Source organism: Hydrococcus rivularis NIES-593 (assembly GCF_001904635.1).
GTDB lineage: Bacteria > Cyanobacteriota > Cyanobacteriia > Cyanobacteriales > Microcystaceae > Hydrococcus > Hydrococcus rivularis.
Genome location: NZ_MRCB01000002.1, coordinates 180937 through 196119 on the forward strand (window position 1 = coordinate 180937; position 15183 = coordinate 196119).

General features: G+C 43.0%; 15 protein-coding genes and 1 other RNA gene. 10 read left to right on the forward strand and 6 right to left on the reverse strand.

The genetic code is table 11. The features are described 5' to 3' along the window. Positions 1 to 17: 17 nt before the first annotated feature. From pyrF to NIES593_RS03230, 9 genes are all read left to right on the forward strand, one after another. Positions 18 to 719: an orotidine-5'-phosphate decarboxylase gene (pyrF, locus tag NIES593_RS03190; RefSeq protein ID WP_073598204.1), complete on the forward strand. Its 702-nt coding sequence runs from the start codon at positions 18 to 20 to the stop codon at positions 717 to 719. Continuing rightward, positions 680 to 1252 carry a hypothetical protein gene (locus NIES593_RS03195; RefSeq protein ID WP_073598205.1) on the forward strand — a complete coding sequence of 191 codons (573 nt, stop codon included), beginning with the start codon at positions 680 to 682 and terminating at the stop codon, positions 1250 to 1252. Before pyrF ends, NIES593_RS03195 begins: the two co-directional genes overlap by 40 nt. A gap of 79 nt (positions 1253 to 1331) precedes the next feature. Further along, the gene (locus NIES593_RS03200) at positions 1332 to 1655 is read left to right on the forward strand and encodes an ArsR/SmtB family transcription factor (RefSeq protein ID WP_073598206.1); all 324 of its coding nucleotides are present in this window, start codon (positions 1332 to 1334) and stop codon (positions 1653 to 1655) included. Next, a complete protein-coding gene (locus NIES593_RS03205) occupies positions 1652 to 2239 on the forward strand; it encodes an SRPBCC family protein (RefSeq protein ID WP_073598207.1) in 588 nt (195 codons plus the stop codon). The genes NIES593_RS03200 and NIES593_RS03205 overlap by 4 nt, the downstream gene beginning before the upstream one ends. Before the next feature lie 231 nt (positions 2240 to 2470). Further along, positions 2471 to 3244 carry an alpha/beta fold hydrolase gene (locus NIES593_RS03210; protein ID WP_073598208.1) on the forward strand — a complete coding sequence of 258 codons (774 nt, stop codon included), beginning with the start codon at positions 2471 to 2473 and terminating at the stop codon, positions 3242 to 3244. Positions 3245 to 3256: 12 nt separating this feature from the next. Next, positions 3257 to 4282, forward strand: coding sequence for an NAD-dependent epimerase/dehydratase family protein (locus tag NIES593_RS03215; protein ID WP_073598209.1), 1026 nt, complete (start codon positions 3257 to 3259; stop codon positions 4280 to 4282). 131 nt (positions 4283 to 4413) lie between these two features. Beyond that, entirely contained in the window at positions 4414 to 5208 is a 795-nt protein-coding gene (locus NIES593_RS03220) for a class I SAM-dependent methyltransferase (RefSeq protein ID WP_073598210.1), read from the forward strand. Between the two features lie 5 nt (positions 5209 to 5213). Next, positions 5214 to 5819 carry an ATP-dependent Clp protease proteolytic subunit gene (locus NIES593_RS03225; protein ID WP_073598211.1) on the forward strand — a complete coding sequence of 202 codons (606 nt, stop codon included), beginning with the start codon at positions 5214 to 5216 and terminating at the stop codon, positions 5817 to 5819. Positions 5820 to 5957: 138 nt separating this feature from the next. Beyond that, a complete protein-coding gene (locus tag NIES593_RS03230; RefSeq protein WP_217651796.1) occupies positions 5958 to 6272 on the forward strand; it encodes a hypothetical protein in 315 nt (104 codons plus the stop codon). 6 nt (positions 6273 to 6278) lie between these two features. Here NIES593_RS03230 and sbcC read toward each other — a convergent pair whose 3' ends face one another. Next, positions 6279 to 9302, reverse strand: a complete 3024-nt coding sequence (gene sbcC / locus NIES593_RS03235) for an exonuclease subunit SbcC (RefSeq protein ID WP_073598213.1) — start codon at positions 9300 to 9302, stop codon at positions 6279 to 6281. 179 nt (positions 9303 to 9481) lie between these two features. Further along, positions 9482 to 10732: an ABC transporter ATP-binding protein gene (locus NIES593_RS03240; protein ID WP_073598214.1), complete on the reverse strand. Its 1251-nt coding sequence runs from the start codon at positions 10730 to 10732 to the stop codon at positions 9482 to 9484. 281 nt (positions 10733 to 11013) lie between these two features. Between NIES593_RS03240 and NIES593_RS03245 the strand changes: the two genes are divergently transcribed. Further along, complete coding sequence (locus NIES593_RS03245) at positions 11014 to 11259, forward strand: hypothetical protein (RefSeq protein WP_073598344.1); 246 nt, start codon at positions 11014 to 11016, stop codon at positions 11257 to 11259. Here NIES593_RS03245 and NIES593_RS03250 read toward each other — a convergent pair. From NIES593_RS03250 to NIES593_RS03265, 4 genes are all read right to left on the reverse strand, one after another. Further along, complete coding sequence (locus NIES593_RS03250; protein WP_073598215.1) at positions 11256 to 12602, reverse strand: AAA-like domain-containing protein; 1347 nt, start codon at positions 12600 to 12602, stop codon at positions 11256 to 11258. The two genes, NIES593_RS03245 and NIES593_RS03250, sit on opposite strands and share 4 nt — an antisense overlap. A gap of 598 nt (positions 12603 to 13200) precedes the next feature. Further along, entirely contained in the window at positions 13201 to 13920 is a 720-nt protein-coding gene (locus NIES593_RS03255) for a glutathione S-transferase family protein (protein WP_245817254.1), read from the reverse strand. 106 nt (positions 13921 to 14026) lie between these two features. Next, positions 14027 to 14123, reverse strand: an RNA gene (gene ffs, locus NIES593_RS03260) — signal recognition particle sRNA small type. An 18-nt stretch (positions 14124 to 14141) separates the two neighbouring features. Further along, on the reverse strand, positions 14142 to 15047 hold the full coding sequence (locus tag NIES593_RS03265; protein WP_073598217.1) for a hypothetical protein: 906 nt from the start codon (positions 15045 to 15047) through the stop codon (positions 14142 to 14144). Between the last annotated feature and the right edge of the window lie 136 nt (positions 15048 to 15183).

Sequence of the window (15183 nt, forward strand, 5' to 3'; positions counted from 1 at the left end):
CGAAGCTATTGAGGCTTATGATATCTGACCGCATTATCGTTCCCTTGGACGTACCCACCCTAGAAGACGCGATCGCAACCTTAGACAAACTCCCTCAAGTTAGTTTTTGGAAGGTTGGATTAGAATTATTCGTCGGTACGGGCACGCAAATTCTCTATATCCTCAAAGAACGCCAAAAACGAATTTTCCTGGACTTAAAATTTCACGATATTCCCAACACCATCGCGGGGGCTTGTCGTTCGGCAAAAGCCTACAACGTCGATTTTTTGACCCTTCACGCTACGGCAGGTCGCCAAGCTCTCCAAGCTGCCGCACAAGCCGTTGGCGTAGATGATTTCCGTCCAAAGTTACTTGCCATTACCGTACTTACCAGTTTAAACTCACGAGAGTTAGCTTTTGACCTAAAAATCCCCTTAGAACTGCCGGAGTATGCACTACAGATGGCACTATTAGCAAAAGAGTCAGGTTTAGATGGGGCAGTTTGTTCTCCTCAAGAAGTCGCCCAACTGCGACGGGTTTGTGGGGATGATTTCTTGCTAGTTTGTCCGGGGGTGCGACCGAGTTGGTCCCAAGCCGGCGATCAACGGCGGGTAATGACCCCCCAAGCTGCTATTAAAGCGGGGGCTGACTATTTGGTTATCGGTCGTCCGATTACGGCGGCAGCTAATCCAGTTGAAGCGTGGGAAAGAATTTGCGAAGAATTAGCCGCGGTTGGATAAAGTTGTGGGTACTGGGAGTGCTAACTGCCGCGAGTTGGTGGACTATTGAGCGTTTAGCCTTCAGCATTGAGCGTTCTTCCTGTCCTGCCGATTTAGAAACCTTAACCGATCTCCTCCTCGAAGATCTCCCTAGTTATGCCAATCGGGTCGTACAACGAGCAAGAAAGCTAGACAGAACTCCTTATTTATCTACCTACGTCATCGTGGCAGGAAGACCGGAATTTAAGCCCCTTCCTCTCAACGGTCGTCAATATCAACCCGTTTTGCCCGACACGTCCAAGCAGGTATTTTTTACAACCTTAGAACGACGGTACAATCGCAATCATGTTGTGGAAGCCCAAAATTATCACTGGTTGTTTCTTACCCAAACGCAAGACGGTTGGAGATTGGTTCTGATTTATACCCAGTTTGGTTCTCCTTCGGATAAGAAACCCCCTACACCTCCCCAAGAAACCAGTAATGGCATAATCGGTCAGGCAATTCGTCTCTGGTTAAGGGATTGTCGTGCGGGTGCGATTAGAAGTCAAGGATAACAAAGAGGATTTGACATTTAAGCAAGTGCTTAACTAAAATAACAATAAATTAAGTATTTGCTTAAATATTAATTTTTAGATGAGCCGACCTACTGCTAGTGCCGATACCTTTATTGCGATCGCAGATCCCACCCGACGAGCCATCTTGGATCGGCTGCGGCTGGGCGAACAATCGGTCAAGCATCTAGCCGAGCCATTTTCGATGTCCCTACCAGCCATCTCCCAGCATTTGCAAGTGCTTGCAGAAGCAGGTTTAGTAACTCAGCGACGAGTAGGACGACAGCGCTTCTATCGCCTGAACCCCGAACCGTTAAAGCAAGTTTCTGATTGGGTTGCTTGTTACGAGCAGTTTTGGGAAGAAAAACTGGATGCCCTCGGTCACTATTTGGAGGAAAACCCATGACTCAAACCGTCAAGATAGATATTTTCTATCCTTATCCACCCGAAAAAGTCTGGAAAGTGTTGACGAACCGCCGCGCCTTGGCAGCTTGGCTGATGGAGAATGATTTTGAACCTCGTTTAGGGCATAAATTTCAGTTTTACGGCGACTCGTTACCGGGATTGAGAACAAGGATTCAGTGCGAAGTAATCGAATTAGACGAACCCCAGCGTCTCGCTTACACCTGGCAAGAGCGACCTACTGCCGAACCTTCTTTAGTCATCTGGACGCTGATTGCTGTAGACGGAGGAACTCAATTGCAATTAAAGCATTTAGAAACGTGTTACGCAGCAGCGATCGCAACTTCTCCCAAAGCGCCAATTGCCATTCCTAAGAGAGTTACGGAGCAAGGAAGCTCTCGATTGCATCCACAGGCGATGATGCTAAATTCTTACGGGTATCCTCTCTATCGAACAACCGACATTCAACCGCCGATACTCATAGCAACTCCCCAACTCTTTGAATGGGATTATTACCTCAACCAAAAACTACTTGAGGTGTTGCAGCGGGAGCAATTAGAAGTCGGAGTTCAGAAGCTGGTTGACTGACAAATCTTTGTCCCCTCATCCCTAAATCCCTTCTCCCACAAGGAGAGAAGGGACTTCAGGCAAAAAGTCTTAAGTTGAGAGTCACTCTCCCACTCTGGGAGAGGGGTTGGGGTGAGGGCGATTTGAGTTTTGCCACTCAACCAGGTTTAGAAGTTCAAAATTGTTAACCTTTCCCCCTTACCTCTTACCCTTCTTTTTTTGCCTTTTGCCTTTTTACTTTTAACTTAACTTATGAGTCTTTTTTGCTTAGTTCACGGTGCTTGCCAAGGCGCTTGGGTTTGGGATTTATTAATTCCTCATCTGAAAGCGCAAGGTCACAAAACAGTAGCAATGGATTTACCCATTGAAGATCCCGATGTCACTTTATCCAACTACGTTGATGCAGTGCTTAAGGCACTTCCAGAAACCGAGGAAGATGTCGTTTTAGTCGGTCACTCAATGGCGGGTACTGTCATTCCCCTTGTTGCCGAACAATATCGGGTTCATCAGCTTGTTTTTATAGGTTCGCTAATCCCTCTCCCTGGTATGTGTTTTCTTGACCAATGTTATGACGAGATCCCCTCTGATTTTCTTGAACAAGCACAATACAAACCACCAAAAGCCGCTAAATTCGAGCAGTTGCGCGATGAGCCAAATGTGCATGTTCCCGCTTCTATCGGTAAATTTATGACCCCAGACGAACCAGGCAAAGTAGTAGCTATGGAGTTTTATTATCACGACTGCGAACCGGATGTAGCAAATTGGGCATTCTCTAAGACGCGAAATCAGCGATCGCTAGCTTATGTTTTTGAGAGCTTTTCTTCAAAAAACTTGCCAGATGTGGAATATGCTTATATCGCTTGTACTGGCGATCGCATAATCTCTCCTGCTTGGCAACGCTACGCCGCACGAAAACGATTGGGGGTTGAAGCGATAGAAATTCCTAGCGGTCACTATCCTCATTTGTCCCGTCCCGCTCATTTAGCTGAGGTGTTGAGCGAAATTACTTCTAAAAAGCATTTGTAACGGAGAAAGGCTATGAAAATTTTAGTCATTGGCGGAACGAACTTTATTGGCCCTGCCGTCGTGCGTCGGTTGTATGCAATGGGACATGAAGTGACGGTCTTCAACCGAAGACAAAATCAAGCTGACTTGCCAGTGCAAGTAAATTATCTAAAAGGCGATCGCAATAACCTTCAAGAATTCAAACCGGAATTTGAGCGTTTAGCACCTCAAATCGTGCTGGATATGATTCCTTTCACCGAGGGAGAAGCTCAAACCTTGATGAATACTTTTCGAGGAATTACCCAGAGGGTTGTAGCTATTAGCAGCATGGATGTCTACCGCGCCTATGATGTGCTGTGGAACAGAGAAAGCGAGATTATGCCAACACCACTGATGGAAGACTCTCCCCTGCGCCAGCAACTCTATCCTTATCGAGGTATGCCAGAAAAACCGCTAGACTTTACAGATGACTACGAAAAGATTCTCGTCGAACGAATCGTCATGGCAGATAGGGACTTACCCGGTACAGTCATCCGCTTACCTATGGTTTATGGTGCTGGAGATCCCCGACATCGCTTTTATGCTTATCTCAAGCGAATGGAGGAAAATCGCCCCGTTATTTTGTTAGAAGAAAGTGTTGCTCGATGGCGCAGTTCTTATGGATATGTAGAAAATGTGGCGCACGCGATCGCCCTAGCTACAACAAACCATCGCGCGATCGCTCAGATCTATCATGTTGCCGAACCAGAAGCACTATCGGAATTAGAACGCATTCGTAAAATTGGAGAGTTGGTAAGTTGGAAAGGAGTTGCGATCGCACTTTCTAAAGATCTTTTACCTAAAGAGTGGAAAGGCGGATTCAATTTTGCTCAACACTGGGTTGTAGACTCATCTCGCCTCCGACAAGAGTTGGGGTATGAAGAAATCGTTCCCGTAGACAAATCACTTCAGCAAGCGATCGCGTGGCAACTATCTCACCCTCCTACCGAGCGATCGTTCTGGGAAGTTCCCTACTTGCTTGATTATGCCACCGAAGACAAGCTTATGTCTGAATTATAAACTTGTATGCCTTTCAGAGAGATAGGAGTGTTTAAGGAGCTTTCAGCTCAATCTTAAACAAGCATATTGTTTAAACAAGCATATTGTTTCAGAATCGTTGAGACTTAGTAGCTAATTAATGGAATAGAAAAATGGAATATATTTTTGAATCTGCCGAGCAGAATGCAGAATTTGAACGGATGAAATTAATCGAGGGTGCATTTGACGAACAAACCAAAGCAATCATCCAAAATACGGGAATTGCGCCAGGATGGAGGTGTCTAGAACTTGGTTCTGGAGCAGGGTCAATTCTTAAATGGATGAGTTTCTCGATCGGCAATAAAGGAAAAGTTGTAGGAATTGATAAAAATATAAAATTTATCGAACCAATTCATGCTAACAACATCAATAAAATCCAAGGAGATATTTTAGATATTGAATTAGAAAATAACGAGTTCGATCTTATCCATTCTAGGTATGTTTTGATTCATATTAAAGAAGCCGAGAAGGTCATTAAAAAATTAATAAAATTCCTTAAACCTGGCGGAGTATTAGTTTTAGAAGAACCTGATTTTACTTCAGCACGAGCGATTGAAGATAGTCTACTGCAAGGACAAGCTCATCAGAAAGTTAATGAAGCGATCGCTCAAATGTTTATTAATCTAGGTTTAAATCCATCATTTGGTCTAAAAGTACCTTTAATTTTACAAAAAAATAAAATCAAAATTGAGAGAGTAATAGGAGAGCAACATTTATGCTGCGGCAACTCAAAGATTGCCAAACTGATGGGGCGATCGGCTGCCGCATTAAAGGATAAATATATCAAAACACAAAAAGCTTCAGAGCAAGATATTCAAATTTACATTGATAATTCAGCTAATGAAGATTTTTGGGAAATATACTATTCAACAATTTCAGTTGTTGGGAGAAAGAATTTTTGGAGCTAGTGAATATGACTCTTCCCGATCGCCCAGATATTCCAATCGCTATTCTGCCTTCAGATAAAGAAGAGAAAACCTTTGATATTTATTCTCGCTTGCTAGCAGAGCGAATGATTTTTTTGAGAGGGGAACTGACAGAAGAAACAGCCAATCTCATCGTCGCACAAATGCTGTTTCTCGATGCTGAAGATCCAGAGAAAGACATCACATTTTTAATTAATAGTTCTGGGGGTTCGGCGATCGCGGCAATGACTGTTTACGATATAATAAACCAAATTTGCCCGGATGTATGCACTGTCTGCATTGGCACGGCTGCTGCAATAGGTGCATTCTTGCTTAGTTGTGGAGCTAAAGACAAAAGATACGCCTTGCCCAATGCTCGAATGATACTTCGCCAACCATCGGCAAACGCTGAAGGACAAACTAGCGATGTTGAGGCAGCAGCAAGAGAAATTATCTATCTCAGAGATTTAGTTAATAGGATACTTGCTACCAATACCGGGAAATCGAAGGAACAGATCGATCGCGACTCAAAACGAGACTTCATCATGAGCGCCGAAGAAGCAAGAGACTATGGATTAATCGATCGCATCGTCAATCATAAGCTGCCTTCTTAAGGGCGTACCAGGCGATGCTTAGCACTAATATCCCCAAGCGAACTTTTTTGGAGCGATCTCAGTCACAGAGTTTTGTGCCTTAACTTGGATCGAATGCCAAGTAAAGTCATATTTTTTTAAGGTTGATCTCACAAGCAAATGAAAACAAATATACGAACATGGGAATCAAATCATTCACTTTCGACAGAAAAATCACTAGCATTCTCAATGAAAATGGAAGCTAAGTTACCCCAATTGCTAAAAAACTTTAGTTTGGAAAATGACAATCCAACAAGTCTAGATGAGCTTATAAATGCTCTTTATTGGTACGCTGATACTCAAGCCCAGCTAGCCAAGAAAAGAAAGCAAATCGAATTAGTGATGCAATGGGAATATCGAGTTAGAGCCTTAGATAAGGCTTGCCAAACTTTGGATGAAATTAACCCAGATGATTTAGAATTTTTGATTTATTAAAACTCGTTAATTTGACAAAATTAACTGCGAACCTCGCTCGGTTTTACGAACTTCGATGCGATGCTGAAAAGCCTCTTTAAATTGAGGCATGTGAGTGACGGTTAGAATGCAGGCAAAATCGGCAGCGATCGCATTAATTGCAGCAATTAATCGGTCGCATCCTTCACTATCTTGTGTCCCGAAACCTTCATCGACAATTAACAGTTGTAAGGCAGTTCCTGCACGCTGAGCTAATAATCTCGCTAAAGCTAAACGAATAGAAAAATTAATCCGAAATGCTTCTCCGCCTGAATAGGTTTCGTAGGCACGAGTTCCTCTAGCATCAGCAATTAAAATATCTAATGTATCAATTAATTTAGAATTTTTTCTCTTAGAATTGCTACGCCCCGCCTTTTGCGTTAAAAATTGTACGTGCAATTGATTGCCTGTCAATCGCGCTAAAATTTGATTGGTTTCTGCCTCTAACTGAGGTAAAATATTTTCAATCATTAGCGTTTGGATACCATTTTTTCCGAACGCCTGCGCTAATTCTTGATAGATTCGATATTGTTTTTTGACTTCTTTTAATTGTTTGCAGTTTTCTTCGTATTGAATTTGCAAGTTTTCTAATTGAGTTAACGTTTGTTCCCAACGTCCCTGCTGGGCTAAAAATTCGTCAATTTGTCGCTGTTGCTGCTGAATTTTTGCTTCTAGGGCTTGAATTTCTTCTCGATTATCGGTAGTTTTTTCCATTTGAGCAATTAGGCTATCTAATTGTTCTTTCATTGTCACGCGATCGCCCAATCTTACTTGTAGAAGTTGCTCTAGTTGTTGGAGGCGATTTTGCAATTGGGGATACTGTTGTTTTGCTTGTTTTAATTCTTGATATCGCAATTGCCAAGGTTGCGCTTGGCGCAAGGAATTGATTAGGTTTTGATGGCGCGATCGCTCGTAACCCAATTCATTAAGATATCGTTCCAATCGCTCGATTTGTCTTTGAATTTCAGAACTGGTTCGCAACTGATTTAGCTGAGTTTGTAAGCGCTCTATTTGTGCGACAAGTTGAGGTTTTTCTGCATCGATAGCACTTTGACGGCGACTGGCATCATCTAGCTTAGCTTGTTTAATTTCTGCCCATCGCCATTTTTCAACTTCCCCTCTGACTAAAGCATGGGTTTGTTCGTCATAATTAAGGCGTTGGATTTCCTGATTGAGTAATTGCAATTCTGTCTGTAAATCTTGAGCATATAGTTCGCTTGATAATAAATATTCAACTCGTGCGATTTCTTCTCGAACTTGCTTTAGCTTACTATTAACTTCACTAACGGCTTCTAACTGTGCTTCTAGCTGTCCGAATTGCTGCTGTAGAGAAGTATAAGAAGTTAATTCTTCCTGCAATTGTTTGTATTCAATTCGTAAATTTTGCAAGTCTCTTTCATAAGCAGTAATTTGTTCCTGAAAACTCCAGATTTGTTCTTGGATTTCTTGCTGTTCATTTCGAGTTTTATAAATAACATTATGGCGATAATGTTCGTCTAAACTCTGTTCGCATAGCGGACAAATTGGATTAGGAATTTGCAGTAGCTTTAGTTTTTCTTTTAATTCTTCTAATTGTTCTTCACAAATCTTTTGATTGGTTTGCAATCGCTCTTTATGACTCTTTCTTTCTTGTCCTTTTTCTTCAATGCGCTTCTGATAAACTTGTTTTTTTTCTAATTCTTGAATTTTAGCATCTACTGCTAGTGCAGCTTGACGTATTTCTGGAACTTTAGCCAATTCTTCTAAATACTGCGCTTCGGAAAAACGGAGTTGTTCTAATTGTGCTGTCAGTCTTGCCTGAACGCGTTCGATATTGGTTTGTAGAGTGTAGCGTCTCTGCAATAAAGGGGAAACCTGATGTTGCAAGTCGTCAAGTTCTCTTAAACGTTGGCGATGGTAGCGAAGTTGTTCTAACCCTGCTTGGATTTCAGCAGAACGAGATAAAATTTGTTGCAGTTCTTGTTCTTGTTGTTGTAAGGATTCTAAACGGGTTTGTCTCTGTTGAATTTGTAAATTTAGTTCGTTAGTTTGTTGAATCAGTTGTTGTTCGAGTTCTTGTCTGTGTTGTTGTGCGTCTTGGTAGGCTTGAAACTTTAAAGACAAGGTTTCTTCTTCTTGTTGTAGGCTTAGTAATTGTTGGTATTCGGCAATAATTTCTGGCTCTCGATCGAGAAATTTTTCTAGTTCGGCAATCTGATTTTTTAGTTCGATTTGTTCGGTTTTGAGCCGCTCGCAGTCTTGCAGTAAATTTTGATATTGAGTTTGTTGCCAAGTCAGTTGCTGATACCAACTTTGTCGCTGATGTTCTCCCGCTTGTAATTGAAGTAATTTCTCGCGATCGCTTTCTTGCAATAGTTGAAATTTTATTAACTCTTTTTCTAAATCAGTCAGTTGAGAAACAACCGTATCTTTTTGCTCTAATTGTTTTTCTATTGGTTGCAAACTTAATTCTAATTGTTCCGCTTGCCCCTTAAATTGTTTCGATATATCTTTAGCTTGCTCGGCTAATTGTTCATAGCGATCCAGCTTGAGTAAATCGGCTAAAATTTGCTTGCGTTCGTTGGGACGGCGCAACATAAATTCATCGGCTCGTCCCTGACGTAAGTAAGCTGAATTAATAAAGGTATCATAATCGAGTTTCAAATAAGAAATAATTTGTTCTTGAGTTGCTCGCAAACTTTTGGCAGTGACAGAACGGAAATCTCCGCCATTTTCTATCTGAAACTCTAAGGAACTATTCCGTCCCCGATTGCGAGCGCGAATAACGCGATAGATTTGACTATTGCTGCTGAATTGAAAATCGACTCGCACGTATTCCGCCCCTGCATGAATGATGTCATCATCGCTAGCAGCCCGACTTTGACCCCAAATTACCCAAGTAATTGCTTCTAGTAAAGAAGATTTTCCCGCACCATTAGCTCCACATATGCAGGCAGTATGTAGTCCCCGAAAATCTAGGGTTGTTTCCCGGTAACTGAGAAAGTTTTTGAGCGTCAATTGTAGCGGAATCATGCAAGATTAGTTGTCATGTCAGTAATTATCGATCGCGCAATTGGAAATCGAACAACATTTTTTATTAATTTTCTTAAGAGTACCCCTGTACTCTTGCCTAGTTTATCGATGCGATCGCGTAAAATTCCAGCGTTAGCGCCGGAAACTTTGCAATTCTTAATAACTCAACTAAAAGAAGCTTATCTTGAATCTTCTTGCCAAATCGCCTTCTCCGTTTGGGGATCGAATAAATGGATTCTCTGTGGCACGGGAGTCAGCCAAATGCGATCGCCGAGATCTACCCGCTCATCTGGAGGAATTCTGGCGATAAGCGAGAGAGTGGAATCGTCAACGGGATGAACGGAGATATAGGTATCGTTGCCCAAAGCTTCGACTAAATCGACTTGCACGGGTAAACTATCGGATGCCGGAGAACTGAGTTTGAAGTGTTCGGGTCGAACCCCTAACAGCAGGGAGCGTCCGTTATAGGGTTGCAGCCATGACGACCAGAGATCGGGTAAGGTCAATCGAAAGCAAGAGTGAACGACTGTGAGGGGCGCTTCTACCTCCACCGAGAAAAAATTCATTGGAGGCGAACCGATAAATTCTGCTACAAAACGATTCGCCGGACGGTTGTAGATATCTAATGGTCGAGCTAGTTGCTGGATCTCTCCCTCATTGATTACGGCAATGCGATCGCCCATCGTCATTGCTTCTGTTTGGTCGTGGGTGACGTAGATAGTGGTTACGCTGAGTTGACGTTGCAGTTTGACGATCTGGGTGCGAGTTTCTGCCCGCAGCTTGGCATCCAAGTTGGATAGCGGTTCGTCCATCAAAAACACCTGAGGATTGCGAGCGATCGCCCTTCCCAAGGCAACCCGTTGTTTTTGTCCGCCTGATAGCTGTCTGGGCAAGCGATCTAACAGTAACTCGATCTGCAACAATTGAGCGACTTTTCTAACCCGTTCGTCGATCGCTTTTTCTTTATGGGTCAGGTAGCGCAATTTTCTAGGCAGATTTCTCGTCACCCCTGCTAGGATATCTTCGATGGAGCTAGTTTTTTTATCTTTACTGCCCATGCGCCGCAAGCCGAAAGCGATATTATCATAAACGCTTAAATGGGGATAGAGGGCGTAATTTTGGAAAACCATGGCGATATCGCGTTCTTTGGGCGGTAAAGGATTGACCAAGCGATCGCCAACCCAAATATTTCCCCCGGTCGGTTCTTCTAAACCCGCGATCAGGCGTAGCAGCGTACTTTTTCCGCAACCGGATGGTCCCACCAGCACCATAAATTCCCCGTCCTCGATCGCGAGGTTGATGGAGCGCAAGACGCTGACATAAGCAGACTTGTCATCTTTTTTCTGGCGATCGGATGCAGGTACGGCTGCCTGTTTCCCCATTCGCTGGGGAAAGCTTTTGTAAATGTTTTCTAAAACAACTTTTGCCACGTTCGGAAATTGTTGACAGCGTTCGGTTAGCTAGAGAGGCGAAACGCTGTTCGCCCATCGCAGTTACAGGTTACAGGTTTTGACCTCGTTCTCGATTTTCTGTTCCCTGTCTTTGTTTTGTCTCAAATGGTATCACTACAGCGATCGCGATCGCCAATCTCGAGCGATCTATATTACAGTTTACCTGCTATCGAGATCGCGATTTTTCTTCATCTATCTCACAGTAGATGCAAAGAAAATCTCCGAAGATGAAAATTATAAGTTAACCAATGAGGATGACTATGTTACCGGCTTCCAAGACTGACAAAAATCTTGATAATGCTATACTCGAATTACTAGAGCGCCACACTGTAGAAGATATTGTCTATTGTCTCTACGGCTATGCCGACGTTCAAGCAGAGTTAGCCAAAATTCTCAATGAGACCCGTACTGCTGCTAAATGGGAGCATCAAGCCGAGGCGTTGCATATCGCTTGTGAAATCCTCGATGAAGTTGACGACGAGGAATTCGACTTTTTAATGGACTAATGGTAACTATTATTGAAATAAGCACGAAAATATTGTGCATACAACTTGCAACTGGGTGTTGCCCGACCGCCCTGCAAACGGACTAATCCCAGACTCTGCAACTTGAAGGCATCGATTAGGTCTAACTCCACTGGTTCGCCTGCCATCACGACTCTAGCAAAAGCTTCTGCTAATCCCGACTGCTTGCTTTGAAGATTCCAGAGTTGTCGTTGCAAGCGATTGCTGTAAATACTGGTTGGGGAAGACAAAATCTGTTCTAGGGTAACTTCCTTACGCCCAAGATAATAGAGGGCCAGCCGCACGAGATAGGGTTGCCCTCCCACCAACGCCATTAACTGTTCTACCTCTTGGGTTGACCAATTCAATCCATACCGTTTGGCTAAATCTAACACCTCTTCGGGCGTAAACTCTGGCAAATCAATCGGCAGTCCTACATTAAAGGGAGATTGATTGACATTGAGGGGAATATAAACTTCTGTTGAATGCACCACCACCAACCGCAGTTTTTTCCAAATCTCGCGATTTTTCGCTTCCTCATGCCAAGCCCTTAGCAGTCCGAAAAAATCGTCTGCCAATTCTGGGTACTGAAACAGCCAATCGATATTATCTAACCCCAGCACGAGGGGGCGATCGAGTTTGGCTAGCAAATATTGCTCGAAGTAAATTTTACAGCTAATTTTACTACCAAACAGTTCGTCCCAAAATCGAGACAGACAATTGGGCAGTTGCGCTCCCAGACTGACGTTAGCACAAAACCACTGTAAAAATCTATCTAAGTCTTGGAAAAGTCCTTTGTCAGCCAGCTGAAAGTTGATGGGAACAGTTTGGCATCTTTCTTTGCCTGCGTAATCCAAAATTCTTGACATCAGAGAAGTTTTGCCCATTTGTCTGGGTGCTTTGATCCGGATAAGCGCTCCCGGTTGTAAAATGGCTTTATAGCAGTTAAATTCAATAGGCGATCGCTCGATATAAAAGGCTGAATCGAGGGGAACTTGCCCTTCTGGTAACTCCGGTTCGCGTTCTCGTTCGGTTTCAACTAACTCGTTTTGGGGTTCGGGTCGGTAATAATCGTTGGCTTCCAAAATCAAATCAAATGCACTAAAACAAGTTTTCAATGTTTGCTTGTCTACTCCAGCTTCACTAGCAAAAACCTTCATTAGCGTATCGACTGCCAATCCAGTTCGTTCGCTTAAGGCTTCGAGAGTGTATCGGTGACCAAAATTTTCTTTGTATTCTGCTTCAGTTTTGGCTTTTTGCAGTTTTTTCAGTCCCTGAGAAGTTAGGATTACTCCTCGCCTGCGTCTGTGTCTTCCTTGCTTGCCCTGCGCCATAACTCTCATCATCGTTTGGGAGGCTTTCTCCCTATCGTTTTAAATTCAAGTGCCTCCGGTTTTATTCCAGAAAATTATTGTTGGCTGAGCAATCGCTCCAAAGCTTAACCGATATAGTTGCAATTCAAAGTCAAAATTTTTTTTGCATAACGCGTTTTTTTAAACTTGGACGCGATCGCTCAATCTTTTATAGATTATTCGCCGCGCCCAAGCCATCGAAGTCAGATTTTTTGAGAGCCTAGATTTAGGCTATTTAACGAAAATTGCTGCAACACACTTAATTGAAGTTTTTATCGTCTTGCGATCGCAAAAGAAAATGTACAAAAATTACATTTTTTTGTCAAATGTTCTTACATCTCTTTGCTTTCATCAAGATCATTAAAGCTTTATCTAATATTTAAATAATCATAACAAAACCTTTTTATTTTGGCAAAAAAGAAATCGCCAGAAATCTAAAATTAATCAACCGCAGATCGGGACTGAGCAAAGCTTAGTCCCTACAAAATCTATTGCCATCAAGAGAATCCCTAACCCAAAACTATGTTAAAAAGATTTTCAAGTCAACTCAAAAATCAAAACTTACTGGGATTTCTTATTACATGTTAAAAAATTAACTAGCCACTCCAACTCTTTTGAAATAATCCAGATTCAGAAAACGAGCATACACTTCCTCGATTTGCTGGGCAGACATCTGGGTTTGGCTACAGCTATCTCGATGGGATATAGCTTCTAGCCAGGCATGAAGATGGGGTAAGTTGAGGTTTTCGAGTTTAAAATTCTTAAAGCTAGCCAAAGCAACATTCATGCGCTGGAAAAAGGGAATAAAAGCGATATCTGCTAGCGTCAGTGCGTCTCCCAAAAAGTAGGAACCTCCCCAGTTGCCGATCGCATTATCTAAAAAATGCAGCTCCTCTTCAAGCTGCGATCGCAATTGGTCATCTTTAGCCTCATCTTCCCCTCGTTGGTGGGAAAGATAGCTGTAGCCCAACTTGACAAACTTTGCATCGCAACGAGACATTAATATTCTCGCTCTGGCGCGATTGGCGGGGGTCGATGGCATTAAATCGCCGCCAAAAACTTCACACAAATATTCGTTAACTACCAATGATTCGTAGACAACGGTTTCGCCGTGTTTGATAGTCGGAACGGTACCATTGGGGTTAAGGGCGCGAAACCAGTCAGTTTTATTGTCCTTACCCAATTCGATCTCGATGGGGTCGTATGCGATCCCCAACTCGATTAAAGCAATCCAACTGCGCTGAGCGTAAGGACAATTGCGATTAAAGTAAAAATGCAGGGTTTCAGGTGCTCGATCTAGAGAATTTGACATAGCCATTGCACTAGGTAGTAGAGCGATCGACACTTTCTTTATCTTTTTTTATATTTTTTTATAGATTTATAGATATTCTCTTAAAATTTAATCTGCCCAGTAACAAAAAGACCCGGAGTTCACGCCTATTACAAGCATCCCGTATTGCTGCTACCTTCCGGTCCTGACAAGGTTTGGGCGTTGTAATCGCATGAGTCCGAGTCAATTCCAGCATAACACATCTAATTATCTTTTTTCTGAGTTGGCTTAGGAAGAAAAGGGCGACCGACTGAAGGCTTATCTCCTTCAGGTGTTCTTCCTCTAGGAATTTCGCGATCCCCTGAAGAAAATTTTCGTTTGTCCGGGCGTTCGGGACGGTCGGAGCGAGATCTCCTCGGCTTTCTAGAAAAAGGTTTTTTCTTGCGAAACAGTTGACCTAAATCTTCAGCCTCTCGAACCATTAAGGTATCGGCTTGCAACCGGGCTTGGAAATCCCAAAAGTGCCCTACCGCTCGTTCGCCGAGAGTTCCTTGGAGTTTTAATTTAAAAAATTTAGGTTTTTCAGATTCTCGCTTAGGAGACTGGCGAATCTTGACGATAATTGTTTCTTTTTCTTGAGAGTAATAAACCACCTCGCCGCGAACTGAAAAATAACCACTCTCGGTCTTAGCAGAAATTTCTTCTGAAGATTGCTCCGAGATTGGAGAGCGATCTTTACTAAGCGTTTCTGGCTCCCAAACGCCAACGATTTGAATGTGTAGATGATTGTCTTTTTGTCGGGTGCGCGGATAGACAACCCACAGATGAGGTTGTTCGAGATCCAGATGATTTTTCACCAAACTGATAACGCGCCCTAGCAATACAGCTTCTATCTCGGTACCATCTAACGTTACCAGGGTTCCCCTGGTCATTTGTTCTTCCGAGCGTCGATACTGACCTCGAATCAAACCGATAGCTCGATATTGTCTGGGATGACTGGGAGGAGGAATGGGTTCTTGCCGCTCTGTCGGTGAAGGATCTTCGCTGGCAGGAACAGAAGTTGGTTTCGATGATGGATAGAGGGGACGTTCGGATAGCTTAGAAGCTTCTGGCGACGGCTTGCCAGAAGGACGGAAAGATTCGGAGGATCGATTCTCGGAGGAATTCATATCACACTCCTAGCGGCGGAGACACACACTCTGACGAACAAAGTAAAAGACGGACGGGAACAAGCGGAACAAATGAAACGAGTTACAATAACTCAGATGAATAATCTAACGCTTGATTACAACATTTTAGGCTTAA

What these genes read in the sequence shown, in the direction of transcription:
- pyrF (WP_073598204.1), top strand. Translation starts at nt 18, where the DNA reads ATGATATCTGACCGCATTATCGTTCCCTTGGACGTACCCACCCTAGAA.
- NIES593_RS03200 (WP_073598206.1), top strand. Translation starts at nt 1,332, where the DNA reads ATGAGCCGACCTACTGCTAGTGCCGATACCTTTATTGCGATCGCAGAT.
- NIES593_RS03205 (WP_073598207.1), top strand. Translation starts at nt 1,652, where the DNA reads ATGACTCAAACCGTCAAGATAGATATTTTCTATCCTTATCCACCCGAA.
- NIES593_RS03210 (WP_073598208.1), top strand. Translation starts at nt 2,471, where the DNA reads ATGAGTCTTTTTTGCTTAGTTCACGGTGCTTGCCAAGGCGCTTGGGTT.
- NIES593_RS03215 (WP_073598209.1), top strand. Translation starts at nt 3,257, where the DNA reads ATGAAAATTTTAGTCATTGGCGGAACGAACTTTATTGGCCCTGCCGTC.
- NIES593_RS03220 (WP_073598210.1), top strand. Translation starts at nt 4,414, where the DNA reads ATGGAATATATTTTTGAATCTGCCGAGCAGAATGCAGAATTTGAACGG.
- NIES593_RS03225 (WP_073598211.1), top strand. Translation starts at nt 5,214, where the DNA reads ATGACTCTTCCCGATCGCCCAGATATTCCAATCGCTATTCTGCCTTCA.
- NIES593_RS03230 (WP_217651796.1), top strand. Translation starts at nt 5,958, where the DNA reads ATGAAAACAAATATACGAACATGGGAATCAAATCATTCACTTTCGACA.
- sbcC (WP_073598213.1), bottom strand. Translation starts at nt 9,302, where the DNA reads ATGATTCCGCTACAATTGACGCTCAAAAACTTTCTCAGTTACCGGGAA.
- NIES593_RS03245 (WP_073598344.1), top strand. Translation starts at nt 11,014, where the DNA reads ATGTTACCGGCTTCCAAGACTGACAAAAATCTTGATAATGCTATACTC.
- NIES593_RS03250 (WP_073598215.1), bottom strand. Translation starts at nt 12,602, where the DNA reads ATGATGAGAGTTATGGCGCAGGGCAAGCAAGGAAGACACAGACGCAGG.
- NIES593_RS03255 (WP_245817254.1), bottom strand. Translation starts at nt 13,920, where the DNA reads ATGTCAAATTCTCTAGATCGAGCACCTGAAACCCTGCATTTTTACTTT.
- NIES593_RS03265 (WP_073598217.1), bottom strand. Translation starts at nt 15,047, where the DNA reads ATGAATTCCTCCGAGAATCGATCCTCCGAATCTTTCCGTCCTTCTGGC.